The following is a 22,587-nucleotide window of genomic DNA, read 5'->3' on the forward strand; positions in this document are numbered from 1 at the left end:
ATGACCGATCGACCGACGGCCTCGCTCCAGGAGCCCCCGGCTCGGCACAGCACGGACCCCGATCCCCCCGTACCGCCGGGGCGGCGCACCAAGATCCGCTTCGACGCGGTGCGGAAGGAGTTCACGACCCGCAAGGGGTCCGTCACGGCGGTCGACGACGTCTCGCTCGACATCGCCGACGGCGAGTTCTTCATGATCGTCGGACCGAGCGGCTGCGGGAAGACCACGCTGCTGCGCATGATCGCCGGGCTCGAGGAGCCCACCGGCGGGAGGATCGACATCGCGGCCACCTCCACCGACCGGCCCGAGATGTCGATGATCTTCCAGGGCGACTCGCTCTTCCCGTGGATGACGGTCTGGGACAACGCGTCCTACGGCCTGCGCATGCGCAACGTGCCGAAGACCGAGATCCACGACGTCGTCGGGCACTACCTGGCCCGGACCGGCCTGAGCCGCTTCGCCGACTCCTATCCCCACCAGCTCTCCGGCGGCATGCGGCAGCGCGTCGGTATCGCGCGGGCGTTCGCGAACGACCCGGAGGTACTGCTCATGGACGAGCCCTTCTCGGCGCTCGACGAACAGAACAAGCTGCTGCTGCAGGGCGAGCTGCTGCGGATCTGGGAGGAGACGCGCAAGACCGTCCTGTTCATCACCCACAGCGTCGACGAGGCGGTGAGCCTGGGCGACCGGGTCATGGTGATGACCGCCCACCCGGGCCGCGAGAAGGCGACCCTCGACGTCCCCTTCAGCCGGCCCCGCGACATGTTGGCGCTGCGTACCGAGCCCACCTACGGAGAGCTGGTCTTCCACATCTGGGGCCTGTTGCGCGACGAGGTCAACCAGGCCCAGGCCGAGGAGATGCGACGATGACGACGACACCCGTGCGCGCCACGTCCGCCGCGGCCGAGCAGGACCGGTCCCCGCGCGGGCGGCTGTTCCGGTCGGAGAGCGCGACCGAGCGGTGGGTGAGCATCCTGTCGCCGATCGTGCTGCTGGTGCTGTGGGAGCTCGCCGCCCGGCTCGGCTGGGTCGACGACCGCTTCTTCCCGCCCCCGTCGGGGATCGCCTCGACGTTCTGGGAGATGACGCTGTCCGGTGAGCTCGTCGGCCACACGCTCACCAGCCTGCAGCGCGTCCTGCTCGGGTTCCTGCTGGGCGGAGTGCCGGCGATCCTGATCGGCCTCGCGATGGGCCTCTACCGGCCGGTCCGCGCGGCGGTCGAGCCGCTGATCTCGGCGACCTACCCGATCCCCAAGAGCGCACTGGTGCCGCTCGCGTTGCTGATCTTCGGCCTGGGCGAGATGTCGAAGATCGCGATCGTGGCGGTCGGCGTGTTCTTCCCGCTGGCGATCAACACCCTCGCCGGGGTGGCGGGCATCGACCGGATCTACCACGAGGTCGGCAAGACCTACGGCGCCACCGGGATGCGCAAGTTCACCACGATCGCGTTCCCCGGTGCGCTGCCGTTGATCCTCACCGGCATCCAGCTCGGGATCGGGATGGGCCTGGTCCTCATCGCGATCGCGGAGATGATCGGCGCCAGGGACGGGCTGGGCTACCTGATCTGGAACAGCTGGCAGGTCTTCGCGGTGGAGCGGATGTACGTCGGGCTGCTGGTCATCGGCCTGCTGGGGATCGTGCTGACGGCGATCCTGCGCGAGGTCGAGCGCATCGTCGTCCCGTGGCGGCGGCAGGCCCGGTGACGACCGGCCGGCGAGGCGGTGGCGCCTCGGCAGGGGCACAAGCAGGGGCGGGGACCGCCGTCGCGACCCCGCTGCTGAACCGCCCTGCCCCGCTGGCGACCTACCTGGCGCTGGTCATGGGCATCGGACCGCTGGTGCACTACGCGATCAGCGCGATGGGCCCGCTGGTGGTGGCGGACCTGGGCCTGACCGCGACGGAGTTCGGGCTGCTCTGGTTCGTCAGCTTCGGCGCGGCCGGGTTGTGCACGATCACCGGGGGCAAGCTCACCGACCGGTTCGGCGCCCGGATCCTGCTGTGCGGGGTGTTCGTCGTGGCGGGCGTGTCGCTGGTGACGGCGGGTCTGGCCGGGGCCTACGGCTGGCTGGTGCTCGCGCTGGCGCTGTCCGGCGTGGCCCAGTCCGTCTCCAACCCGGCGACGAACTCCGTGGTCGCGGGGGCGGTGCCCGCCCACCGGCGGGGCGTGGTGCTGGGCATCAAGCAGTCGGGCGTGCAGGCCAGCCAGTTCGCCGCCGGGCTGGCGCTGCCCTCCGCGGCGCTGCTGCTCGGGTGGCGGGCCGCGGTGCTCGCCTGCGCCGCGGTCGCCGTCGTCGGCCTGCTGGTCACCGTCGTCGGGCTCCCCCGCGAACCGGGCGCGGGCCGCCGCGACCGGGGCGTGCGCTCGTCGGTGCCGATCGAGGTCCGGTGGATGACCCTGTACGCGTTCGGGATGGGCGTCGTCACCCAGGCGACGAACGTCTACCTGCCCCTCTACGGCCACCAGGAGCTGGGGCTGTCGATCACCCAGGCCGGACTGGTCGCGGCCGTGCTCGGCGGGGTCGGGGTCGTCGCCCGGCTGTGCTGGGGCCGGCTGAGCGACCGGTTCACCGACGTCCGCCTCCCGTTGCTGGTGCTGGCGCTCCTGGCCGCCGCCGCGATGTCCGCGGTCCTGCTCGCCGCGCGCGCCGGGCAGTGGCTGCTGTGGACGGGCGCGGGGCTGTTCAGCATCAGTGCGCTGGCCGCCAACGTGATCATCATGGTGGCGATCGTCCGGTTCGTGCGTCGCGAGGAGGTCGGCCACGCCACCGGATGGGTGTCGCTGGGCCTCTACGCCGGGTTCACGGTCGGCCCCCTGGGTTTCGGGCTGCTCGTCGACGCCGCGGGCTTCATGGCCGCGTGGTCGGCGACCGCGGTAATCGGCCTGCTGCTCGCGGTGCTGATGGCCGCGCTGCGGACGCTGCGGCGGCGCCGCCCGGACGACGCTCCTGCGCCGCGGCCCGGCTGAGGTGCGTCCGCACGATCCGCCCCCGTCACCCCGTTCCCCGATGCACTGGAGGAGAACCGTGCACATCTCGCCCGATCGCTTCGCCGGACAGGTCGCGGTTGTCACCGGAGCCGCGCAGGGCATCGGCCGGGCCGTCGCGGTCCGGCTGGCCCGCGAGGGCGCGCGCCTGATGATCGGCGACGTGGCCGCCGAGCCGGCCGCCACGGTCGCCGAGCAGGTCGACGCCGCCGGCGGCGACGCCGACGTCGTCGTCGCCGACCTGTCCACCGCCGACGGCGCCCGCCTGCTCGTCGCCCGCGCGCTCGACCGGTACGGCCGGATCGACGTGCTCGTCAACAACGTCGGCGGAGCCATCCGGGTCGCCCCCTTCGACCGCTTCGCCGACGCCGAAATCGAGGCGGAGATCAACCGCTCGCTGTGGCCCACGCTGTGGTGCACGCGTGCGGTGCTGCCCACGATGCTGGAGCAGGCCGCGGGCTCGATCGTCAACGTCGGCTCGACCGCGCCGCGCGGGATCTTCCGGGCGCCCTACGCGGCGGCCAAGGGTGGTGTCTTCGCCCTGACGACGGCCCTGGCGCTCGAGGTGGCCGGGCAGGGCGTGCGGATCAACTGCGTCGCGCCCGGAGCGACCGACGTGCAGGACCGTGCGACGCCCCGCGACGTCCTCGCGGCAGGCGGCGAGGAGTGGGGTCCCCGGCTGCGCGAGTTCTTCGAGCACCAGATCCCCATGGGCCGCTGGGGCACGGTCGACGAACAGGCGGCCGCGATCACCTTTCTCGCCTCGGCCGAGGCCGGCTTCGTCACGGGCCAGGTCCTCACGGTCGGCGGCGGGATCACCGTCCCGTGACCGCGGGACGGACCGGCAGGGGACACGAACGAGCACGGACGAGGAGGACGGTGTGATGCGGGTCCAGGTCGAGATCGGCAGGTGCGAGGGCTACGCCAACTGCGTGGTGGCGGCGCCGGACGTGTTCTCCCTCGACGACGAGTACCTGGTCGTCGTCGACGCCCCGACGCCGGGGGAGGAGCAGCGCGCCGCCGTCGAGGAGGCCGTGCGCAGCTGCCCGGCGGCGGCCCTCGCGCTGCAGGACGACTGAGGTGGCGCGGGCGGGCCGGGTCGTCGTGGTCGGTGCGGGCCTGGCCGGGCTGCGCACGGCCGAGGAGCTGCGCGCCGCGGGCCACGACGGCCCGCTCACCCTCGTCGGGGCCGAGGAGCACCTGCCCTACGACCGGCCGCCACTGTCCAAGCAGGTGCTGACCGGGTCCTGGGAGCCCGAGCGGGTGGCGCTGCGCAGCGCCGATGCGCTCGCGGAGCTGAGTCTGGACCTGCGGCTCGGGACGCGGGCGACCGGGCTCGCCGACGACGCCGTGGTGCTCGGCGACGGCGAGCGGCTGCCCTTCGACCACCTCGTGGTGGCGACCGGGGTCGCGGCGCGCAGGCTGGCGCACCAGCCCCGGCACGAGCGGGTGCACGAGCTGCGGACACTGGAGGACTGCCTGCGGTTGCAGGCCGGGCTCGCGGCCTCCCGCTCGCTGCTGATCGTCGGTGGTGGGTTCGTCGGCGCCGAGGTGGCCGCGGCGGCCCGCGCGCAGGGCCTGGACGTGACCATCGTCGAGGCCCTGCCCGCCCCGTTCGGCCGGGTGCTCGGCACCGCGGTGGCGCAGCGGTGCGTGCGGTTGCACCGCGACCACGGCGTGCGGGTGCTGGCCGGGGCGCGCGTCGAGGAGCTGCGGGCGGGCGAGGACGGGGTGGTCCTGACCCTGGCCGACGGGTCGGTGCTGGAGGCCGACCGGATGCTGGTCGCCGTCGGCACCAGCGTGGACGCCGGATGGGCGGGCGGTACCGGCGGTGCTGGCCTGGCCTGCGACGACCACGGCCGGGTCGCCGGGCGCGACCGCGTGTACGCGGTGGGCGACGTGGCGGCATGGCACAGCCCGGCGACGGGGGACCGGGAACGCGTCGAGCACTGGACGAGCGCGACCGAGCAGGCCAGGGTCGCGGCCCGAGCCCTGCTCGGTCGACCGGTGGAGCCTGCGGCGGCGGACCTGCCGTACTTCTGGTCCGACCAGTACCGCACGAAGATCCAGATGGTGGGCCGGCCGCACCTCGCGGACACCACGCGCATCCACGACACCCCTGGCGGGGCGGCGCCGTCGGTGGCGGTGTACCTGCGCCGCGGCCGGCTGGTCGCAGCGGTGTCCTTCGCGGCCCCGCACCTGCTGGCGCGGCTGCGGCCGCTGGTCGCCGGGGCGGCGCCGGAGCCGGAGGTCCGCGCCCTCACCGACGCGCTGGGGCTGGTGCCGGCGTAGCCGACAGTCCGGTCCGGTCAGCGCGCCGCCCGGGCGGCCGGGGCGCGGGGGAGCACGGTGGGCACCGCCACCGCCAGGAGGGCGGCGGGCAGCAGGAACCCGGCCACGGGATCGGCGTGGTAGACCGGGGTGAACGCGACCGGCGCCAGCGCCGACCCCCCGAACCGGACGGCCTGCACCACCGACGTCGAGCCGCCGGGGTTGCCCCCCGGCGACCCCAGCACCATCGCGTTCACGCCCACGAGGACGAACTGGGAGGCCACGCCGCCCACGGTCCAGATCGCCGCGACCATCCACACGGCGGGCGCGAGCCCCACCCCGGCGACGACCAGCACGCCGAGGGCGGCGCCGAGCAGCACGCTGCGCCGGGCACCCATGCGGTCGACCACGCCGCCGACCAGGCGGGCCGTGAGCAGCCCGGCCACCCCGAGCCCGGTGAGCACCAGGCCACGGGTGCCCGCGCCGAGCCCGAACTCCTCCTCCAGCCGCAGCGCGACGAGGAAGTTCAGCCCGGCCAGGCAGCCCCACCCGACCGCCGCCACCACGCCGATGCGCAGCACCTCGGGCCGCCACGCGGTGCGCAGTGCGGGGCGTCCGCCGGCCGGCGCTCCACCCGGCGGGATGCCCGCCACCGCGAGCAGGCCGGCCACCAGCGCGACGCCCCAGAACGCGAGCCGCCAGTCGACCTCGGCGGCCAGCCCCCCGAGCAGCGGCGCGGAGGTCTGGCCCGCCGCCTGCAGCGAGCCGAACCAGCCCAGTACCCGCCCGAGCCGCTCCGGCGGCGCCGTCCCGGCGAGCGCGGCGAGCAGCAGGGGCGTGGTGAACGCGTTCGCGGCACCCTGCAGCGCCCTGGCCGGGAGGAACAGCGTCCAGGACGCGGCGAGCACGCACGCGACGGAGGCGAGGGCGTAGACCCCGTAGGCGAGGACGACCGTGCGCCGACGGCCCCAGCGCTCGCCCAGCGTGCCGGACACGAGCATGAGGGCCGCGAACGGCAGCAGGTACGCCGTCACCGACATCGAGGCGGTGGGCGCCGACACGGCGAAGCTACCGCCGAGCTCCGGCAGCATCGCGACGGTCAGGCCGCCGCCGAAGGGCCCCAGGAACGCGCCCGCGTGGAGGCCGGCCCTGGCCAGGCGTCCGGTCAGCCTGCCCCGCCCCCGCTGCCACGCCGGCGCAGGTACCGCTCGAAGTCGGCGGCGATCGCGTCGCCGTCGGCCTCGGGGAGCACGTCGGTGTCGGCCTCCTCGGCCTGCTCCTCGAGCTGGCGGACGTACTCGCGCACCTCGTCGTCGGCCTCGGCCATCTCCGAGACGGTGCGCTCCCACTCCTCGGCCTGCTCGGGCAGCCCGCCGAGCGGCACCTCGACGTCGAGGACCTCCTCGATCCGGTGCAGCAGCGCCACCGCCGCCTTCGGGACCCGGGCCTGCGACACGTAGTGCGGGACCGCGGCCCAGAACGACATCGCCGGGACGCCCGCCTCGACGCACGCGTTCTGGAAGACCCCGACGATGCCCGTGGCGCCCTGGTAGGTCGACTGCTCCACCTGCATCCGCTTGGCCGAGGCGACGTCGTAGGAGATGCCGCTGACCGTGGTGGGCCGGGTGTGCGGGATGTCGGTGAGCAGCGCCCCCAGCGTGATGACCTTGGTCACGCCCAGGCGCTCGACGTGGCCGAGCAGCTCCGAGCAGAACGAGCGCCAGCGCAGGTTCGGCTCGATGCCGCTGACGAGGACGACGTGGCGCTCGGTGCCGGGCAGCGTGGCCACCGACAGCCGGGTCGTCATCCACTCGATCTTGCGGGTGACGCCGTCGGTGTAGCGGACGTGCGGGCGCGTGACCTGGAAGTCGTAGTACTCCTCGGGGTCGATCGACGCCAGCGGGGTGGCGTCCCAGCTGAGCTCGAGATGCTCCAACGCCGTGCTCGCGGCCTCCCCCGCGTCGTTCCAGCCCTCGAACGCGGCGATCATCACCGGGTCGACGAGGCGGGGCAGGTCGGATGCCGGGTCGGGATCGGTCATCGGTCCAGCCTACGGCGGTGGGGCCGTTCCGTGCCGTTCCGGTCGGGGTCGGCGGGTCCGGGACCGGTACCATCTCGGACGCGGTCGAGAGGCGCTGCAACGGGTGGCTCGGCCATCCGCCACGCTCGACCCGCGTGCAGTTCGTTGTGAAGGGCGCCTCCCACGACCACGCGGGAGGCCCGATGTCGGCGAAGGATCTGCGCGAACTGCTCGATCAGCGCGTGGCGGTGCTCGACGGCGCCTGGGGCACGATGCTGCAGTCCGCCGGGCTCACCCCGGCCGACTACCGCGACGAGCGGCTCGTCGACCACACCCACGACGTCACCGGCGACCCGGACCTGCTCAACCTCACCTCGCCCGACGTCGTCCTCGACGTGCACCGCCGGTACCTGGCGGCGGGCGCGGACATCACCACCACCAACACCTTCACCGCCACGGGCATCGCCCAGGCCGACTACGGCCTGGAACACCTGGTCCGCGACATGAACGTGCGCGGCGCGCAGCTCGCCCGCCGGGCCGCCGACGAGGCCGCGGCCCGGGACGGCGTCGCGCGGTTCGTGGCCGGCTCGGTCGGGCCGCTCAACGTCACCCTGTCGCTCTCGCCGAAGGTCGAGGACCCCGCGTTCCGCCGGGTGTCGTTCGACCAGGTCCGCGACACCTACGCCGAGCAGATCGCCGCGCTCGCCGAGGGCGGCGTCGACCTGCTCATGTTCGAGACGATCTTCGACACCCTGAACGTGAAGGCGGCGGTGGCTGCGGCCCGCGAGGTCGCGCCGGAGATCCCGCTGTGGATCTCGGTGACGATCGTCGACCTGTCCGGGCGCACGCTGTCGGGCCAGACGGTGGAGGCGTTCTGGAACGCCGTGGCGCACGCGGACCCGCTGGTCGTGGGCGTCAACTGCTCGCTGGGGGCCGCCGAGATGCGCCCGCACGTGGCCGACCTCGCCCGCTTCGCCGGCACCTACGTCTCCAGCCACCCCAACGCCGGCCTGCCCAACGCCTTCGGCGGCTACGACGAGACGCCCGAGCAGACCGCCGCCCAGCTGCGCGAGTTCGCCGCCGACGGCCTGGTCAACATCGTCGGCGGCTGCTGCGGCACCACGCCCGAGCACATCGCCGCGATCGCCGACGCCGTGCGCGACCGCGCGCCCCGGCGGGTGCCCGGGATCGGGGCCGCCACCCGCTACAGCGGCCTGGAGCCGTTCGCGATCGGCCCCGACACCGGCTTCGTCATGATCGGTGAGCGCACCAACGTCACCGGGTCGGCGCGGTTCCGGCGCCTGATCGAGGCCGACGACTACCAGAGCGCCGTCGACGTCGCGCTGGAGCAGGTCCGCGGCGGGGCCAACCTCATCGACGTCAACATGGACGCCGACCTGCTCGACAGCGAGCAGGCGATGACGACCTTCCTCAACTACATCGGCACCGAGCCGGAGATCGCCCGCGTCCCGGTGATGGTGGACAGCTCGCGGTGGAGCGTGCTCGAGGCCGGGCTCAAGTGCGTCCAGGGCAAGGGCGTGGTCAACTCGATCAGCCTCAAGGAGGGCGAGGAGCCCTTCCTCGCCCAGGCCCGGCGCATCCGCGACTTCGGCGCCGGCGTGGTCGTCATGGCCTTCGACGAGCAGGGCCAGGCCGACAGCACCGAGCGCAAGGTCGCCATCTGCGAGCGCGCCTACGCGCTGCTCACGCAGACCGTCGGCTTCCCGGCCGAGGACATCATCTTCGACCCCAACGTGCTGGCGATCGCCACCGGCATCGAGGAGCACAACGGCTACGGCAAGGCGTTCCTCGACGCGCTCCCGCTGATCAAGCAGCGCTGCCCGGGGGTGCGCATCAGCGGCGGCATCTCCAACCTGTCGTTCTCCTTCCGCGGCAACGACGTCGTCCGCGAGGCCATCCACTCGGCGTTCCTGTTCCACGCGATCCCGCTCGGCCTCGACATGGGCATCGTCAACGCCGGCCAGCTCGCGGTGTACGAGGACATCCCCAAGGACCTGCTGGAGCTCGTCGAGGACGTCCTGTTCGACCGCCGCCCCGACGCCACCGACCGGCTGGTCACCCACGCGGAGACGGTCGGCGGGAAGGGCACCCGGCGCGTCATCGACCTGACCTGGCGCGAGGGCACCGTGGCCGAGCGGCTCTCGCACGCGCTCGTGCACGGCATCGTCGACTTCATCATCGACGACACCGAGGAGGCGCGGCTGACCGCGGCCCGGCCCCTCGACGTCATCGAGGGCCCGCTGATGGACGGCATGAAGATCGTCGGCGACCTGTTCGGCTCGGGGCGGATGTTCCTGCCGCAGGTGGTGAAGAGCGCGCGGGTGATGAAGCGCGCGGTGGCCCACCTGGAGCCCTACATGGACGCGGAGAAGGAGGCCCTGATCGCCTCGGGTGGGTCGCACCGCGGCAACGGCAAGGTCGTGATGGCCACCGTCAAGGGCGACGTGCACGACATCGGCAAGAACATCGTCGGCGTGGTGCTCGGCTGCAACAACTACGACGTGATCGACCTCGGGGTCATGGTGCCCGCCGCCAAGATCCTCGACACCGCGATCGCCGAGGGCGCCGACGTGATCGGCCTGTCCGGGCTCATCACCCCGTCGCTGGACGAGATGGTGTCGGTGGCCGCGGAGATGCAGCGGCGGGGGATGTCGCTGCCGCTGCTGATCGGCGGGGCCACCACCTCGCGCCAGCACACGGCCGTGCGCGTCGCGCCCGCCTACGACGCCACCACCGTGCATGTCCTGGACGCCTCGCGGGTCACCGGCGTCGTGTCGGCGCTGCTCGACCCCGACCGCGCGGACACCCTCGACACGGACAACCGGGCCGAGCAGGCCCGGCTGCGCACCGAGCACGAGGGGCGCCACGCCACCCCGCTGCTGACCGTCGAGCAGGCCAGGGCCAACGCCGAGCGGATCCCCTTCGACGACCTGCCGGTGCCCGCGTTCACCGGGATCCAGGAGGTCGAGCCCACCCTCACCGAGCTGCGCGAACTGATCGACTGGACGTTCTTCTTCCTCGCCTGGGAGCTCAAGGGGCGCTACCCGAAGATCCTGGAGAACCCCGTCGCCCAGGACCTGTTCGACGACGCCACCGAGATGCTCGACGAGATCGTCGCGGACGGCTCGCTGCGCGCCCGGGGCGTGTACGGCTTCTGGCCGGCACAGGCCGAGGGCGACGACCTGGTCGTCGACGGGGTGCGCCTGCCGATGCTGCGCCAGCAGACCCGCAAGCCCGACGGCCGCCCCAACCGCTGCCTCGCCGACTTCGTCGCCCCCCGCGACCACGGTGTCGACCACCTGGGCGGGTTCGCCGTCTCCATCCAGGGCGCCGAGGAGCTGTCGGCCCGCTACGAGTCCGAGCAGGACGACTACCGCTCCATCATGGTCAAGGCGCTGGCCGACCGGCTGGCCGAGGCGTTCGCCGAGTGGGTGCACCTGCGGGCCCGGCGCGAGTGGTTCGAGCCCGACGCGCAGCCCGAGCTCGCCGACCTGCACGCCGAGCGCTTCCGCGGCATCCGGCCCGCGTTCGGCTACCCGGCCAGCCCCGAGCACACCGAGAAGCGCGAGCTGTTCGACCTGCTCGGCGCCGAGAAGGTGGGGATGGCGCTGACCGAGTCGTTCGCGATGACCCCGGCGGCGAGCGTCAGCGGGGTGATCTTCGCGCACCCGCGGTCGCGCTACTTCACCGTCGGTCGGATCGGACGCGACCAGGTCGAGGACTACGCGCGGCGGCGCGGCATCCCGGTCGAGGAGGCCGAGCGGTGGCTGCGGCCCAACCTGGCCTACGACCCGCAGTGAGCACTACTCCGGCCGCCGTCCTGTGGGACATGGACGGCACCCTCGTCGACTCGGAGAAGGTCTGGACGGTCTCGCTGGCCGACACCGCTCGGGCGCTGGGTGGTGCGCTCAGCGCCGGGGCGCGGGAGGCGATCATCGGGTCGAACCTGCCGCGCACGCTCGGGATCATGTTCGACGACCTCGGGCTGCCCCCGGACGCCGACCGGATGGCCGAGGCCGAGCGGATGATCCTGCGCCGCACCGGCGAGCTGTTCCGCGCGGGTCTGGAGTGGCGTCCGGGTGCGCAGGCGGCCCTGCGGGCGGTGCGCGCCGCCGGGTGGCCCACCGCACTGGTCACCAACACCGGCCGAGAGCTCACCGAGCTGGCCCTCGACGGCATCGGCCGCGAGCACTTCACGGTGTCGGTGTGCGGTGACGAGGTCCCCCGCGGCAAGCCCGACCCCGACCCGTACCTGCGCGCCGCCGAGCTGCTCGGCGTCGACGCGGCCGACTGCCTGGCCGTCGAGGACTCCCCGACGGGTGCGCTGGCCGCCGAGCGCGCGGGCGCCGCGGTGCTCGTCGTGCCGTGCGAGATCCCGGTCCCGGACGGCCCCGGCCGGGTGCGGCGCGCCAGCCTGGTCGGCCTGACGCCCGAGGGGCTGCGGGCCGACTACGCCCGGGCCCGGGGCCGGGACGCGGCGTGAGCGCCTCCGGGCGGTCGTGAGACCGTTGGGCGGTGCGGGGTGGCCTCTCGTCGGCGCCGACCGCGCGCTCCACCGGCTCCTGACGCCCGCCCGGCGCAGGTGAGGCGCCGGAGGCAGCAGCCACCCGACGGCGACGAGGCAGGTCGCACAAGTCATATGACACTGGAACCCGTGAGAGGTGATGTGCGGTGAAGACCTTCGAGGAGCTCTACGCCGAGCTGACGGAGAAGGCCGCCACCCGGCCCGCGGGATCGGGCACGGTGGAGGCGCTCGACGCGGGCGTGCACGCACAGGGCAAGAAGGTGCTCGAGGAGGCGGGTGAGGTGTGGCTCGCCGCCGAGCACGAGGCCGACGACGCGCTGGCCGAGGAGATCTCCCAGCTGCTCTACCGCGTGCAGGTGCTGATGATCGGCCGCCGGATCACGCTCGAAGACGTCTACAAGTTCCTGTAAGGCCGAATTCCGTAAGGACGAGCTCATGCTTCGCGTCGCACTCCCGAACAAGGGCACCCTGGCCGAGCCCGCCGCCACGATGATGCGCGAGGCGGGCTACCGCCAGCGCTCCGACTCGCGTGACCTGTCGATGCAGGACGACGAGAACGGCATCGAGTTCTTCTACCTGCGGCCCAAGGACATCGCCACCTACGTGGGATCGGGCGACCTGCACCTGGGCGTCACCGGCGCCGACCTCATGGAGGAGTCCGGCAGCCAGGTCCAGACGGTGCTGGAGCTGGGGTTCGGGCAGTCCAAGTTCCGCTACGCGGCCCCCGTCGACGGCGACATCGGCAAGCTGGAGGACCTCGAGGGCAAGACGATCGCCACCTCCTACCCCCGGCTGGTCCGCTCGCACCTGGCCCGCAACCGGGTGCGCTCGGAGATCGTCAAGCTCGACGGCGCGGTGGAGATCTCGGTGCAGCTCGGTCTGGCCGACGCCATCGCCGACGTGGTGTCCTCGGGCCGCACCCTGCGCCAGCACAACCTGCAGGTCATCGGCGACGCGATCGCGCAGTCGGAGGCCACGCTGATCGAGCGCGAGCCGCGGCCCGACCGCGAGGAGTCCGTCGACGTCAAGGCGGAGAAGATCGTGTTCATCGAGCGGCTGCGCGGCGTCGTCTACGCCCGCCAGTACCTGATGCTCGACTACGACTGCCGCAACGAGCTGCTCGACCGCGCGAAGAAGATCAGCCCCGGGCTGCAGGCGCCCACCGTGTCGCCGCTCACCGAGGCCGGCTGGTCCGCGGTGCGGTCCATGGTCGTCAAGCGCGAGGTGAACCGGGTGATGGACCAGCTCGCCCAGCTCGGCGCCCGCGCCATCCTGGCCTCGGAGATCCGCTCCTGCCGCGCCATCGACGGCCGCGGCTGAGCGGCTCCTAGCGGGGCCGCACCGTCAGACCCTGGGTCGTGCGGCCCACGTGGCCGTGCTCGTCGAACAGCAGGCCGGTGGCGGTGCCCAGCCCGGACGGGCCGATCACCGCGCTCGCCCGCACCCCCACCCACTCACCGGCCGGGGCGCGGTGCACGTGCACGCTGAGCTCGGTGTTGACGTAGAGCCAGCGGCGGATGTCGAGCGGCGAGCCGATGCCGTTGGCGCTGTCGCCGACCACCGCCATGCGCTGCAGGGGGCTGGTCTCCTCGCCGGCCACGAGCGGGACCCGCGGGCGGCCCCACAGCTCACCCGGCCCCGGGACGTCCCAGCCGCCCGACACCCACCGCCACTCCACGGCGTCGATGTAGCCCGGCAGCCAACCCTCGGCGCGGTCGGGCCGCAGGTGGGCGCCGTCCGGCGGCGGCAGCGGCGGCTCGCCGCCCGAGGCGACCTCGGTGGTGTCGCCCTCGGCCAGGCGCCACGCCCGCGCCCGCAGCACCGCGCGGCCGCCCGCCGTCAGCTCGGCGCCGAGCAGCTCGATGCTGCGGCCCGGGCGCTCCATCTGCGCGCGCACCTCGACCTCGCCCGCCGGGATCCGGCCCAGCACCTCGACGGTGACGCGGGAGAGCTGCATCCCGGCCCGCGGGGCGCACCGCTCCAGGGCCCGCACCAGCAGCGCGGCCGGCGGCCCGCCGTGCTGGGCGTCGGCGAACCAGGGCCCGGTGGTGGAGAACGTGGCGTGGAAGCGTTCGCCGTCCGGCCCGTCGAGGGGGAGGTAGAACGGTTCGAGATCGGACACGCCGCGATCATGCCCGTTCAGTCGGCGTGGTCGGGCACCGGTTCCTCGTCGGCCCCGGTGGGCCAGCCCGGGTACGGCGGGGGAGTGCCGCCCCACGCCGGGCAGAGCGACCTGTGGCTGCACCAGTCGCACATCCGGCTCGGGCTGGCGCGGAAGTCGCCGGTGGCGCCCGCGGCGAGCACGGCCTCCCAGAGCGCCTCCAGGACGCGCTGGAAGCGGCGCAGCTCCTCCTCGTCGGGGGCGTAGGTGAGGCACTGGCCGTCGGCGAGGTAGATCAGGCGGAGCTGGGCGGGCACGACGCCGCGCAGCTGCAGCAGGGCCAGTGCGTAGAACTTCATCGGGAACAGCGCGCGTGCCTCGGCGACCGGGTGCGGCGCGGCCCCCGTCTTGTAGTCGACGATCCGCAGCGCCCCGCCGGGCCCGACGTCGAGCCGGTCGAGGTAGCCGCGCAGCGGCAGGCCGGACGCGAGCTCGGTCTCGACCAGCAGCTCGCGGCCCTCGGGTTCGAGCCCGCGCGGGTCCTCCAGCCGGAAGTACCCGTCGAGCAGTGCGCCCGCCGACGCCAGCCAGGCGGGCTCGGACCCCGCCTCCGGGGACCCGGGCACCGCCTCCGGGAACAGGGCCCCGGCCAGGGCCGGGTCGTCCTCGCGGAGCCGGGCCCAGGCCGGGGCGACGAGCGCGCGGGCGGCGGCGGGCACGCGCTGCGCCGCGGGGAGGTCGAACAACCGCTCCAGGACGGCGTGCACCAGCGTGCCGCGCACCTGGGCGAGCCCAGGCCGCTCGGGCAGCCGGTCGATCGCGCGGAAGCGGTAGAGCAGCGGGCACTGCCTGAAGTCGCCGGCCCGCGAGGGGGAGAGCGCGGGTCGGCCGGTCACGACGCGAGGGTAGGCGACCACCCCGACAGCTTCCGGGGGTCGCGGCCCCGTAGGTTGTGCCGCGATGAAGACCATCCGATCCGCCGTGGCCGCCGCAGCGCTGGCGGCGTTGCTCGCCGGGTGCTCGGCGGGCGGCCCCGACGCGCCCGCCCAGCCGTCGCCGGCGGCCCCGACGTCCGGTGCCGCGGCCCCGGGCACCCCGTCGGCCACGGCCGCGCCCGGCGCCGTCGGGCCGGAGGAGGCGGCCGTCGAGGCCGCCCTGCGCGCCTACCAGCAGGCCATCGCCACGCAGGACTGGCCGATCGCGTGCGCGCTCAACGCCCCGGAGACCAGCGCGCAGCTCGTGGCGGCCGTGCAGGCCGGCGGGGCCCAGGTCGGCACCTGCGAGGAGGCGCTCGCCGCCGTCTTCGGGCAGCCCGGCGCCGCGGAGGCGGCGGTCGAGGCGGCGGGCAGCACCTCCGTCGAGGACGTCACGGTCTCCGGTCTCAACGCCACGATCCGCTGGACCTCCACCCGTCAGGGCCGGGCCCGCTCCGACGGGGCCACGCTGCAGCTCATCGACGGCCAGTGGCGCCTGGCCGGCACCGCGTGACCGACCAGACCCTGCCCGCCGACCCCGCCGACGTCACCGCGCCGGTGCCCGCGGGCCCGGCCCGCGGCGGCCCGTTCCGCGCGGGCGACCGCGTGCAGCTCACCGACCCCAAGGGCCGCCACTACACCGTCACCCTCGAGGCGGGGGCCCAGTACCACACCCACCGCGGCGGCATCCGGCACGACGACCTCATCGGGCAGCCCGAGGGCAGCCTGGTCCTCTCGCCCGTCGGCACCCCCTATCTCGCGCTGCGCCACCGGCTCGCCGACTACGTCCTGTCCATGCCCCGCGGCGCCCAGGTCATCTACCCGAAGGACGCCGCCCAGATCCTCATGTGGGGCGACGTGTTCCCCGGAGCGCGGGTGCTGGAGGCGGGCGCGGGCTCCGGCGCGCTCACCTGCTCGCTGCTGCAGGCCGTCGGACCCACCGGACGGGTGGTGTCCTACGAGATCCGGGCCGACCACGCCGAGCACGCGGAGCGCAACGTCAGCCGTTTCTTCGGCGGGATCCCACCCCATTGGTCCTTGACCGTGGCCGACCTCGCCGCTCACGCCGACGTCGAGGACGGACAGGTCGACCGCGTCGTCCTGGACATGCTCGCCCCGTGGGAGCACCTGGGCACCGTGGCCGACGCGCTGGTCCCCGGCGGGGTGCTCGTCGGGTACGTCGCCACCACCACCCAGCTGTCGCGGCTCACCGAGGCGCTGCGCGAGCAGCAGTGCTGGACCGAGCCCGAGGCGTGGGAGACGCTGGTCAGGGCCTGGCACGTCGTCGGGCTCGCGGTCCGCCCCGAGCACCGGATGCAGGGCCACACCGCCTTCCTCGTGACGGCGCGTCGACTGGCCGACGGGGTCAGCCCCCCGCGGCCGCAACGCCGGCCCACCACCACCCGCTGACCGGCCGCGGCGCGCTGCGCCGCCCGGACGCACGTGCCGTCACCGACACGGGAGCTGCCCCCGCCGTCAAGGTGCCACCCCGGTGAGTGGTGGATCACCGATTCGCCGCACCGCGTGTGCCAGGGTGGCCAGGTATCGTATGGAAACGGAACACGGAGGGAGGATGCCGTGAACCCCTACGACGGAACCGGCAGACAGCACCCAGGTGGCCACGGGGACATGAGTCCCGACGAGGCCGCCGCCCAGATCCGCTTCCTCGAGGAAGAGGTCGCCCTACTCCGGCGCAAGCTCACCGAGTCGCCCCGCCAGGCCCGCGTTCTGGAGCAGCGTCTCGCCGAGTCGGCCAGCCGGCTCTCGCAGCTCTCCGCGCGCAACGAGAAGCTGACCGAGACCCTGAAGGAGGCCCGCGGGCAGCTCATCGCGCTGCGCGAGGAGGTCGACCGCCTGGCCCAGCCGCCCAGCGGCTACGGCGTGTTCCTCGCGCGCTTCCCCGACGAGACCGTCGACGTGTTCACCTCCGGCAGGCGGATGCGCGTCGCCGTGTCGCCCGCGGTCCCCACCGAGGACCTGCGCAGCGGCCAGACCGTGCGGCTCAACGAGGCGCTCACCGTCGTCGAGGCGGGCGACTACGAGCGCATCGGCGAGGTCTGCGGCCTGCGCGAGGTCCTCGCCGAGCCCACCGCCGACGGGCTCGCCGGTCGCGCGCTGGTCGTCGGGCACGCCGACGAGGAGCGCGTGGTGTGGCTCGCCGCCCCGCTGTTCGACGACTCCGTCCCCGACTTCGTGCACCTCAAGCCCGGCGACTCCCTCCTGGTCGACACCAAGGCCGGCTACGCCTACGAGCGCGTGCCCAAGGCCGAGGTGGAGGACCTCGTGCTGGAGGAGGTGCCCGACGTCGGCTACGAGGACATCGGCGGCCTGTTCCGGCAGATCGAGCAGATCCGCGACGCCGTGGAGCTGCCGTTCCTGCACGCCGAGCTGTTCACCGAGTACGAGCTGCGCCCGCCCAAGGGCGTGCTGCTCTACGGCCCTCCCGGCTGCGGCAAGACGCTCATCGCCAAGGCGGTGGCCAACTCGCTGGCCAAGAAGATCGCGGCCCAGCGCGGCGACGACCCGAACGAGGGCCGGGCGTTCTTCCTCAACATCAAGGGCCCCGAGCTGCTCAACAAGTTCGTCGGCGAGACCGAGCGGCACATCCGGCTGATCTTCCAGCGGGCGCGGGAGAAGGCGAGCGCCGGCACCCCGGTGATCGTGTTCTTCGACGAGATGGACTCCATCTTCCGCACCCGGGGGTCGGGCGTGTCCTCCGACGTCGAGACCACGATCGTGCCCCAGCTCCTCGCCGAGATCGACGGCGTCGAGGGCCTGGAGAACGTCATCGTGATCGGTGCCTCCAACCGCGAGGACATGATCGACCCGGCGATCCTGCGGCCGGGCCGGCTCGACGTCAAGATCAAGATCGAGCGCCCGGACGCCGAGGCGGCCCAGGACATCTTCTCCAAGTACCTCACCGACACCCTGCCGGTGCACGCCGACGACATCGCCGAGTTCGGCGGCAACCGCAAGGCCTGCATCGACGCGATGATCGAGCGGGTCGTCGAGCGGATGTACGACGAGACCGAGGAGAACCGGTTCCTGGAGGTCACCTACGCCAACGGTGACAAGGAGACCCTGTACTTCAAGGACTTCAACTCCGGCGCCATGATCCAGAACATCGTCGACCGGTCCAAGAAGTCGGCGATCAAGGCGGTGCTCGAGTCGGGCCAGCGCGGCCTGCGGGTGCAGCACCTCCTCGACGCCATCGTCGACGAGTTCGCCGAGAACGAGGACCTGCCCAACACCACCAACCCCGACGACTGGGCGCGGATCTCGGGCAAGAAGGGCGAGCGGATCGTCTACATCCGCACGCTGGTCACCGGCAAGAACGAGGCCAGCAGCCGGGCCATCGACACGGCGTCGAACACCGGCCAGTACCTGTAGGACCGTCCGACGACGGGGCCGGTCGCGACACGCGACCGGCCCCGTCGTCGTCCGGTCGGCGCGCGGCGAACCAGAGCACCCAGCGCCGCTGCCACGGGGTCTCGACGGCGCGCGGCCGGTAGTGCGCCCGGGTCCAGGCCACGGCGTCCTCGGCCGGATGCCCGGCCAGCACCGCCATGCAGGCGATCACCGTCCCGGTGCGCCCGGTGCCGCCGTCGCAGGCGATCTCCACGCGGCTGCCGTCGCGGGCCAGTCGATGGGCGTGCTCGATCGCCGCGGCCGCCGCGTCACGGTCGCGGGGGGTGCGGAAGTCGGGCCAGTCCAGCCACTGCGCGGGCCACCCGGGCTCCCACCCGCCGCGGCGCCGGTGCAGGTACAGGCCGAACTCCGGCGGGGGATCGGCCGGGGCGTCACGGCGGCCCCGCCCGCGCACGACCGTGCCGTCGGGGAGGACGACGTGGCCCTGCTGCGGGAGCATGCGGCGCATCCTGCCGCAGCCGGCGGGGGAGACTGCACGCGTGAGTACCTGTCCGTGCGGGCTGCCCGCCTCCTACGACGCCTGCTGCGGCCGCTACCACCGCGACGGGGGTGCGCCCACCGCCGAGGCGCTGATGCGCTCGCGCTACAGCGCGTTCGTCGTCGGCGACGCCGCCTACCTGCACGCCACCTGGGACCCCGACACCCGCCCGCGCCGCGTCACGGTCGACCCGGGCACCCGCTGGACGCGGCTGGAGGTGCTCGACCGCACCGGTGGCGGGCTGTTCGAGTCGGCCGGCACCGTCGGGTTCCGGGCCCACCACGACGGGGGAGTGGTGGCCGAGGACAGCCGGTTCCGCCGGGTGGCCGGGCGCTGGGTCTACGTCGGTCCCGCCTAGAACTGCAGGCCCAGCGCCCACCCGCCGAGCAGCCAGCTGAACAGGGTGATCAGCAGGACCCCGACGACGTTGAGCACCGCGCCACCGCGGGCCATCTGTCCGATCGTCACCGTGCCGCTGCCGAACACGATCGCGTTCGGCGGGGTGCCGACGGGCAGCATGAACGCGCAGGTCGCGGCGAGGGCGGCCGGGACGAGCAACGTCATCGAGTCGGCCCCGATGCCCAGCGCGACGCCGCCGAGCACCGGGATGAACGTCGCGGCGGTGGCGGTGTTGCTGGTGACCTCGGTGAGCAGCAGGACGATCGCGACGATCGCCATGACGAGCAGCACGATCGGCAGCACGCCGAGGCCCTCCACCTGCGCGCCGATCCAGGCGTCCAGCCCGCTGGCGGCCACCGCACCCGCCAGGCTGAGACCGCCGCCGAAGAGCAGCAGGACGCCCCAGGGCAGCCCCTTCTGGGCGTCGTCCCAGTTCAGCAGCATCTCGCCGCGTGCGTCGTCGGTGCGGCGGTTGCCCGGCAGCAGGAACAGCACGACGCCCGCCGCGATGGCGATGGCGGTGTCGTTCAGCTCGCCGAGCCAGGGCAGCGCCGCCTCGACCGGTTCGATCCGGGCGAGCAGCCCGGGGACGATCCACAGGAACGCCGCGCCGGCGAACACGGCGAGCACCCGCTTCTCGCCGGTGCTGATCGGGCCCAGCTCGCGGATCTGTCCGGCGATCATCTCCTTGCCGCCGGGGATCTCGTCGAGACCGCTGCGGAACAGCACCCGGGTGATGAGCAGCCAGGCGATCACCAGGAACACCACCACGAGCGGGACCCCGAGCTGCATCCACCCCAGGAAGGTGATGTCGCGGTCGAGCTGCTCGCTGACGTAGCCGGCGACGATGGCGTTGGGCGGGCTGCCCAGCAGCGTGCCGAGCCCGCCGATCGAGGCGGACCACGCGATCGCCAGGACCAGCCCGACGCCGAAGACCCGCACGGCCGGGTCGTCGACGGTGTCGCTGATCGCGGAGCCGCGGCGCACCTCCCCGGTGCCCCGGCTGCGCTCGACGACCAGCGAGAGCACGCTCAGCGCGATCGGCAGCATCATCAGCGTCGTCGCGGTGTTCGACACCCACATCGACAGGAACGCCGTCGAGATCATCATGCCGAGGACGATCCGGTGCGGCTGTGTCCCGACCCCCCGCAGCGTGAGCAGGGCGATGCGCCGGTGGAGATGCCACTTCTGCATCGCGATGGCGATGAGGAACCCGCCCAGGAACAGGAAGACGATCGGGTCGGCGTAGGGGGCGGTGGCGTCGCCCACGGACAGGATGCCGAAGGCGGGGAACGCGACGATCGGGACCAGCGCGGTGGCCGAGAGCGGCAGTGCCTCGGTCATCCACCAGACGGCCATCAGCACGCCGATCGCGGCGACCATCCGCCCCGTGGGCTCCAGCGCCGTCGCCGAGCCGAGCGCGAGCCAGGTCAGCCCCGCGGCGAGGAGGCCGAGCCCGCGGAAGGCCCACACCCGGCCGGGCGGGCGGGGGTCGCCGCCGGTCCCGGCGGGTCGTTCGCCGCCGGTGTCGGGCTGCGCGTCGGCGGATGCTGCGGGCTGCGTGCTCGCCATGGGGGCTCCTTCGACCACGGCCTCCGGTCCGGGGCGCACGGTACCCCGATCGTGACTGTTCGTCCGTTCGGAGCGGTTGGTCCGGTATGGAGGGTGTCCGATCCGTTCACGACCGTGGCCGCACGGCGCCCTAGCGTGGCGACCATGACGATCGACGCGAAGCTGGACGCCATCGGGCTGGTCGTGGCCGACATGGCGGCGACGTGCGCCTTCTACCGGACGCTGGGCGTCGCCGTTCCCGACGGCGCCGAGTCCGCGCCGCACGTCGAGGCGGTCCTGCCCGGCGGGCTGCGGCTGATGTTCGACACCGAGGAGGTCATCCGCTCGATGGACCCCCACTGGACCGCCCCGACCGGGGGAGGCCGCACGTCGCTGGCGTTCCGGCTGCCGGACCCGGCGGGTGTCGACGCCGCCTACGCGGCGCTGACGGCGGCCGGGTACCGCGGCGAGATGGAGCCGTTCGACGCGCCGTGGGGGCAGCGCTACGCCGTGGTGCTCGACCCCGACGGCACCGGCGCCGACCTGTTCGCGCCTGCGGCCAGCTGACCGGGCGCGACCCCGGCGAGTGCCCGGACCTCGCGGGACAGGTGCGGCTGGTCGGCGTACCCGGTGCGGGCGGCGACCTCGGCGGGTGCCACCCCGGCGTGGAGCAGGGCGGCGGCGCGGCGGAACCGCAGCACCCGCCGCAGCACCGACGGGCCGTAGCCGAACGCGTCCTGGCAGCGGCGGTGCAGGGTGCGGGTGGTGCAGCCCAGCGCGTCGGCCGTCGCCGCCACGCCGTCACCGGCGCCGATGCGGGCCGCGAGCTCGCGCACGGCCCGGTCCGGGCCGGGCCCGGGGAGCCCGGCGACGAGCCCGACGAGCAGCCGGCCCGGGCCGTCCGCGGCGGGCCGGGGCAGGAAGGGCACCAGTTCCGCCAGCGGTACGCGGGTGTCGCGCAGCGCCGCGGCGGGCACCCCCAGCAGGCCGGGCAGCGCGCCGGGGGCGAACCGCAGCCCGACCGCCGTGGACCCCGGCTCGTGGCGGGCCGGATGGGGTGCGGTGTCGGGCCCGGCGACGACGACCTGGCCGTCGGCCCAGACCAGGTCCATGCAGCCGTCGGGCAGCACGTCGGTGACCCGCGCGGGGCCGGGGTCGCTCACCACCGTCCATCCGCACTCGACGAGCCCGGCGAGCCGTGACGGCGCGGGGAACTCGCGGTAGGCCACGCCCGACGGTAGCGCGGCCCGGTGGGCGGGTGGGCCGCGCCGGGCTGCCGCGGCGGCGGGAGGTACCGGCGGGCCATCAGCAGCACCAGCACGCTCATTCCCGCACCCGGAACATCTCGACGTGGTCGGGGCCGGGGAGCAGGGCCACGTCCTCGCCGGGGAGCAGGGGCAGGGCGCCGACCCTGCGGCCGCCCTCCTCCAGGGACCGCAGCGAGGTGGCGAGGGTGATGACGACCTGTCGGCGCAGCTCGGGCTGCCACAGGGCGAGCTGCCGGACCGAGCCGGGATGGGCCGCCATCGCCGGGATGATCCGCTCGCGCGCGGCCCGTCCCGCCGCGGCCACCACCTGCTCGCTCAGCGGCCCGGTGAACGTGATGACCTGCGCGGCGGTGGGGACGGCGTCGGGCTCGGTCAGGCCGCAGTCCTGCTGCACCTCGTACGCCGACGGGTCGGCCGGGCGGTCGGGCGTCAGGTGCACGGTGAGGGTGACCGGGCCGCCGATCTGGTGCAGGACGAGGTCGGCGCCCGGGGCCGGGCCGGGCTCGCTGGAGCGGTGCAGGGTGGCGTACACGGATCCTCCGGTTCGATCGCGGTGAGGTGCGACGA

23 protein-coding genes are annotated in these 22,587 nt (G+C 73.9%); 15 read left to right on the forward strand and 8 right to left on the reverse strand.

Features of this window, described 5'->3' with window-relative positions; genetic code table 11:
* The 6 genes from PHY01_RS01580 to PHY01_RS01605 are packed head-to-tail and all read left to right on the forward strand — an operon-like array spanning position 1 to position 5,275.
* On the forward strand, positions 1 to 870 hold the full coding sequence (locus PHY01_RS01580) for an ABC transporter ATP-binding protein (protein ID WP_141276379.1): 870 nt from the start codon (positions 1 to 3) through the stop codon (positions 868 to 870).
* Positions 867 to 1,703 (forward strand): ABC transporter permease, encoded by an 837-nt coding sequence (locus PHY01_RS01585; RefSeq protein ID WP_141276380.1) that lies wholly within the window; start codon positions 867 to 869, stop codon positions 1,701 to 1,703. Before PHY01_RS01580 ends, PHY01_RS01585 begins: the two co-directional genes overlap by 4 nt.
* On the forward strand, positions 1,682 to 2,965 hold the full coding sequence (locus tag PHY01_RS01590) for an MFS transporter (protein WP_141276381.1): 1,284 nt from the start codon (positions 1,682 to 1,684) through the stop codon (positions 2,963 to 2,965). The genes PHY01_RS01585 and PHY01_RS01590 overlap by 22 nt, the downstream gene beginning before the upstream one ends.
* Before the next feature lie 58 nt (positions 2,966 to 3,023).
* Positions 3,024 to 3,812 carry an SDR family NAD(P)-dependent oxidoreductase gene (locus tag PHY01_RS01595; RefSeq protein WP_218029967.1) on the forward strand — a complete coding sequence of 263 codons (789 nt, stop codon included), beginning with the start codon at positions 3,024 to 3,026 and terminating at the stop codon, positions 3,810 to 3,812.
* Positions 3,813 to 3,867: 55 nt separating this feature from the next.
* The gene (locus PHY01_RS01600) at positions 3,868 to 4,062 is read left to right on the forward strand and encodes a ferredoxin (protein WP_141276383.1); all 195 of its coding nucleotides are present in this window, start codon (positions 3,868 to 3,870) and stop codon (positions 4,060 to 4,062) included.
* A 1-nt stretch (position 4,063) separates the two neighbouring features.
* Positions 4,064 to 5,275, forward strand: a complete 1,212-nt coding sequence (locus tag PHY01_RS01605) for an NAD(P)/FAD-dependent oxidoreductase (RefSeq protein ID WP_141276384.1) — start codon at positions 4,064 to 4,066, stop codon at positions 5,273 to 5,275.
* Positions 5,276 to 5,292: 17 nt separating this feature from the next.
* Here the strand turns inward: PHY01_RS01605 and PHY01_RS26810 are convergent, their stop codons facing one another.
* Both PHY01_RS26810 and PHY01_RS26815 read right to left on the reverse strand, forming a co-directional pair.
* Positions 5,293 to 6,423: an MFS transporter gene (locus tag PHY01_RS26810; protein ID WP_141276585.1), complete on the reverse strand. Its 1,131-nt coding sequence runs from the start codon at positions 6,421 to 6,423 to the stop codon at positions 5,293 to 5,295.
* Positions 6,420 to 7,295: a PAC2 family protein gene (locus PHY01_RS26815; RefSeq protein WP_141276385.1), complete on the reverse strand. Its 876-nt coding sequence runs from the start codon at positions 7,293 to 7,295 to the stop codon at positions 6,420 to 6,422. The genes PHY01_RS26810 and PHY01_RS26815 overlap by 4 nt, the downstream gene beginning before the upstream one ends.
* 182 nt (positions 7,296 to 7,477) lie before the next feature.
* On the opposite strand from PHY01_RS26815, the gene metH reads away from it, so the two are divergent.
* From metH to hisG, 4 genes are all read left to right on the forward strand, one after another.
* Positions 7,478 to 11,095 (forward strand): methionine synthase, encoded by a 3,618-nt coding sequence (metH, locus tag PHY01_RS01620; RefSeq protein ID WP_141276386.1) that lies wholly within the window; start codon positions 7,478 to 7,480, stop codon positions 11,093 to 11,095.
* Positions 11,092 to 11,778: an HAD family hydrolase gene (locus PHY01_RS01625; protein WP_246085621.1), complete on the forward strand. Its 687-nt coding sequence runs from the start codon at positions 11,092 to 11,094 to the stop codon at positions 11,776 to 11,778. Before metH ends, PHY01_RS01625 begins: the two co-directional genes overlap by 4 nt.
* A 188-nt stretch (positions 11,779 to 11,966) precedes the next feature.
* Positions 11,967 to 12,230, forward strand: coding sequence for a phosphoribosyl-ATP diphosphatase (locus PHY01_RS01630; protein ID WP_141276387.1), 264 nt, complete (start codon positions 11,967 to 11,969; stop codon positions 12,228 to 12,230).
* A gap of 25 nt (positions 12,231 to 12,255) precedes the next feature.
* The gene (hisG, locus tag PHY01_RS01635; RefSeq protein ID WP_141276388.1) at positions 12,256 to 13,140 is read left to right on the forward strand and encodes an ATP phosphoribosyltransferase; all 885 of its coding nucleotides are present in this window, start codon (positions 12,256 to 12,258) and stop codon (positions 13,138 to 13,140) included.
* A gap of 7 nt (positions 13,141 to 13,147) precedes the next feature.
* On the opposite strand, the gene PHY01_RS01640 is transcribed toward hisG, so the two are convergent.
* Positions 13,148 to 13,942: a thioesterase family protein gene (locus tag PHY01_RS01640; RefSeq protein WP_141276389.1), complete on the reverse strand. Its 795-nt coding sequence runs from the start codon at positions 13,940 to 13,942 to the stop codon at positions 13,148 to 13,150.
* A gap of 17 nt (positions 13,943 to 13,959) precedes the next feature.
* Positions 13,960 to 14,892: a RecB family exonuclease gene (locus tag PHY01_RS01645; protein WP_141276390.1), complete on the reverse strand. Its 933-nt coding sequence runs from the start codon at positions 14,890 to 14,892 to the stop codon at positions 13,960 to 13,962.
* Between PHY01_RS01645 and PHY01_RS01650 the strand changes: the two genes are divergently transcribed.
* From PHY01_RS01650 to arc, 3 genes are all read left to right on the forward strand, one after another.
* Positions 14,882 to 15,409 carry a hypothetical protein gene (locus PHY01_RS01650; RefSeq protein ID WP_141276391.1) on the forward strand — a complete coding sequence of 176 codons (528 nt, stop codon included), beginning with the start codon at positions 14,882 to 14,884 and terminating at the stop codon, positions 15,407 to 15,409. The two genes, PHY01_RS01645 and PHY01_RS01650, sit on opposite strands and share 11 nt — an antisense overlap.
* A 44-nt stretch (positions 15,410 to 15,453) precedes the next feature.
* On the forward strand, positions 15,454 to 16,305 hold the full coding sequence (locus PHY01_RS01655) for a tRNA (adenine-N1)-methyltransferase (RefSeq protein WP_141276588.1): 852 nt from the start codon (positions 15,454 to 15,456) through the stop codon (positions 16,303 to 16,305).
* A gap of 219 nt (positions 16,306 to 16,524) precedes the next feature.
* Complete coding sequence (arc, locus tag PHY01_RS01660; RefSeq protein ID WP_141276392.1) at positions 16,525 to 18,285, forward strand: proteasome ATPase; 1,761 nt, start codon at positions 16,525 to 16,527, stop codon at positions 18,283 to 18,285.
* Here the strand turns inward: arc and PHY01_RS01665 are convergent.
* The gene (locus PHY01_RS01665) at positions 18,218 to 18,763 is read right to left on the reverse strand and encodes a protein-tyrosine phosphatase family protein (protein ID WP_141276393.1); all 546 of its coding nucleotides are present in this window, start codon (positions 18,761 to 18,763) and stop codon (positions 18,218 to 18,220) included. The genes arc and PHY01_RS01665 overlap by 68 nt on opposite strands.
* Here PHY01_RS01665 and PHY01_RS01670 point away from each other — a divergent pair.
* On the forward strand, positions 18,762 to 19,160 hold the full coding sequence (locus PHY01_RS01670) for a YchJ family protein (protein ID WP_141276394.1): 399 nt from the start codon (positions 18,762 to 18,764) through the stop codon (positions 19,158 to 19,160). The two genes, PHY01_RS01665 and PHY01_RS01670, sit on opposite strands and share 2 nt — an antisense overlap.
* Here PHY01_RS01670 and PHY01_RS01675 read toward each other — a convergent pair.
* Positions 19,157 to 20,773: an SLC13 family permease gene (locus PHY01_RS01675; protein ID WP_141276395.1), complete on the reverse strand. Its 1,617-nt coding sequence runs from the start codon at positions 20,771 to 20,773 to the stop codon at positions 19,157 to 19,159. The two genes, PHY01_RS01670 and PHY01_RS01675, sit on opposite strands and share 4 nt — an antisense overlap.
* A gap of 144 nt (positions 20,774 to 20,917) precedes the next feature.
* Between PHY01_RS01675 and PHY01_RS01680 the strand changes: the two genes are divergently transcribed.
* Positions 20,918 to 21,319, forward strand: coding sequence for a VOC family protein (locus PHY01_RS01680; RefSeq protein WP_174824073.1), 402 nt, complete (start codon positions 20,918 to 20,920; stop codon positions 21,317 to 21,319).
* On the opposite strand, the gene PHY01_RS01685 is transcribed toward PHY01_RS01680, so the two are convergent.
* Positions 21,256 to 21,981 (reverse strand): helix-turn-helix domain-containing protein, encoded by a 726-nt coding sequence (locus PHY01_RS01685; protein ID WP_141276396.1) that lies wholly within the window; start codon positions 21,979 to 21,981, stop codon positions 21,256 to 21,258. The two genes, PHY01_RS01680 and PHY01_RS01685, sit on opposite strands and share 64 nt — an antisense overlap.
* A gap of 94 nt (positions 21,982 to 22,075) precedes the next feature.
* A complete protein-coding gene (locus PHY01_RS01690) occupies positions 22,076 to 22,552 on the reverse strand; it encodes a hypothetical protein (RefSeq protein WP_141276397.1) in 477 nt (158 codons plus the stop codon).
* Positions 22,553 to 22,587 lie beyond the last annotated feature (35 nt).

The organism is Pseudonocardia hydrocarbonoxydans, assembly GCF_006539565.1.
In the GTDB taxonomy this organism is placed as follows: Bacteria; Actinomycetota; Actinomycetes; order Mycobacteriales; family Pseudonocardiaceae; genus Pseudonocardia; species Pseudonocardia hydrocarbonoxydans.

Excerpts from the sequence above, each read along its gene's own strand:
- PHY01_RS01580 (WP_141276379.1), top strand. The coding sequence starts at position 1 with ATGACCGATCGACCGACGGCCTCGCTCCAGGAGCCCCCGGCTCGGCAC.
- PHY01_RS01585 (WP_141276380.1), top strand. The coding sequence starts at position 867 with ATGACGACGACACCCGTGCGCGCCACGTCCGCCGCGGCCGAGCAGGAC.
- PHY01_RS01600 (WP_141276383.1), top strand. The coding sequence starts at position 3,868 with ATGCGGGTCCAGGTCGAGATCGGCAGGTGCGAGGGCTACGCCAACTGC.
- PHY01_RS26815 (WP_141276385.1), bottom strand. The coding sequence starts at position 7,295 with ATGACCGATCCCGACCCGGCATCCGACCTGCCCCGCCTCGTCGACCCG.
- metH (WP_141276386.1), top strand. The coding sequence starts at position 7,478 with ATGTCGGCGAAGGATCTGCGCGAACTGCTCGATCAGCGCGTGGCGGTG.
- hisG (WP_141276388.1), top strand. The coding sequence starts at position 12,256 with ATGCTTCGCGTCGCACTCCCGAACAAGGGCACCCTGGCCGAGCCCGCC.
- PHY01_RS01650 (WP_141276391.1), top strand. The coding sequence starts at position 14,882 with ATGAAGACCATCCGATCCGCCGTGGCCGCCGCAGCGCTGGCGGCGTTG.
- PHY01_RS01645 (WP_141276390.1), bottom strand. The coding sequence starts at position 14,892 with ATGGTCTTCATCGCGGCACAACCTACGGGGCCGCGACCCCCGGAAGCT.
- arc (WP_141276392.1), top strand. The coding sequence starts at position 16,525 with ATGAGTCCCGACGAGGCCGCCGCCCAGATCCGCTTCCTCGAGGAAGAG.
- PHY01_RS01670 (WP_141276394.1), top strand. The coding sequence starts at position 18,762 with ATGCGGCGCATCCTGCCGCAGCCGGCGGGGGAGACTGCACGCGTGAGT.
- PHY01_RS01665 (WP_141276393.1), bottom strand. The coding sequence starts at position 18,763 with ATGCTCCCGCAGCAGGGCCACGTCGTCCTCCCCGACGGCACGGTCGTG.
- PHY01_RS01675 (WP_141276395.1), bottom strand. The coding sequence starts at position 20,773 with ATGGCGAGCACGCAGCCCGCAGCATCCGCCGACGCGCAGCCCGACACC.
- PHY01_RS01680 (WP_174824073.1), top strand. The coding sequence starts at position 20,918 with ATGACGATCGACGCGAAGCTGGACGCCATCGGGCTGGTCGTGGCCGAC.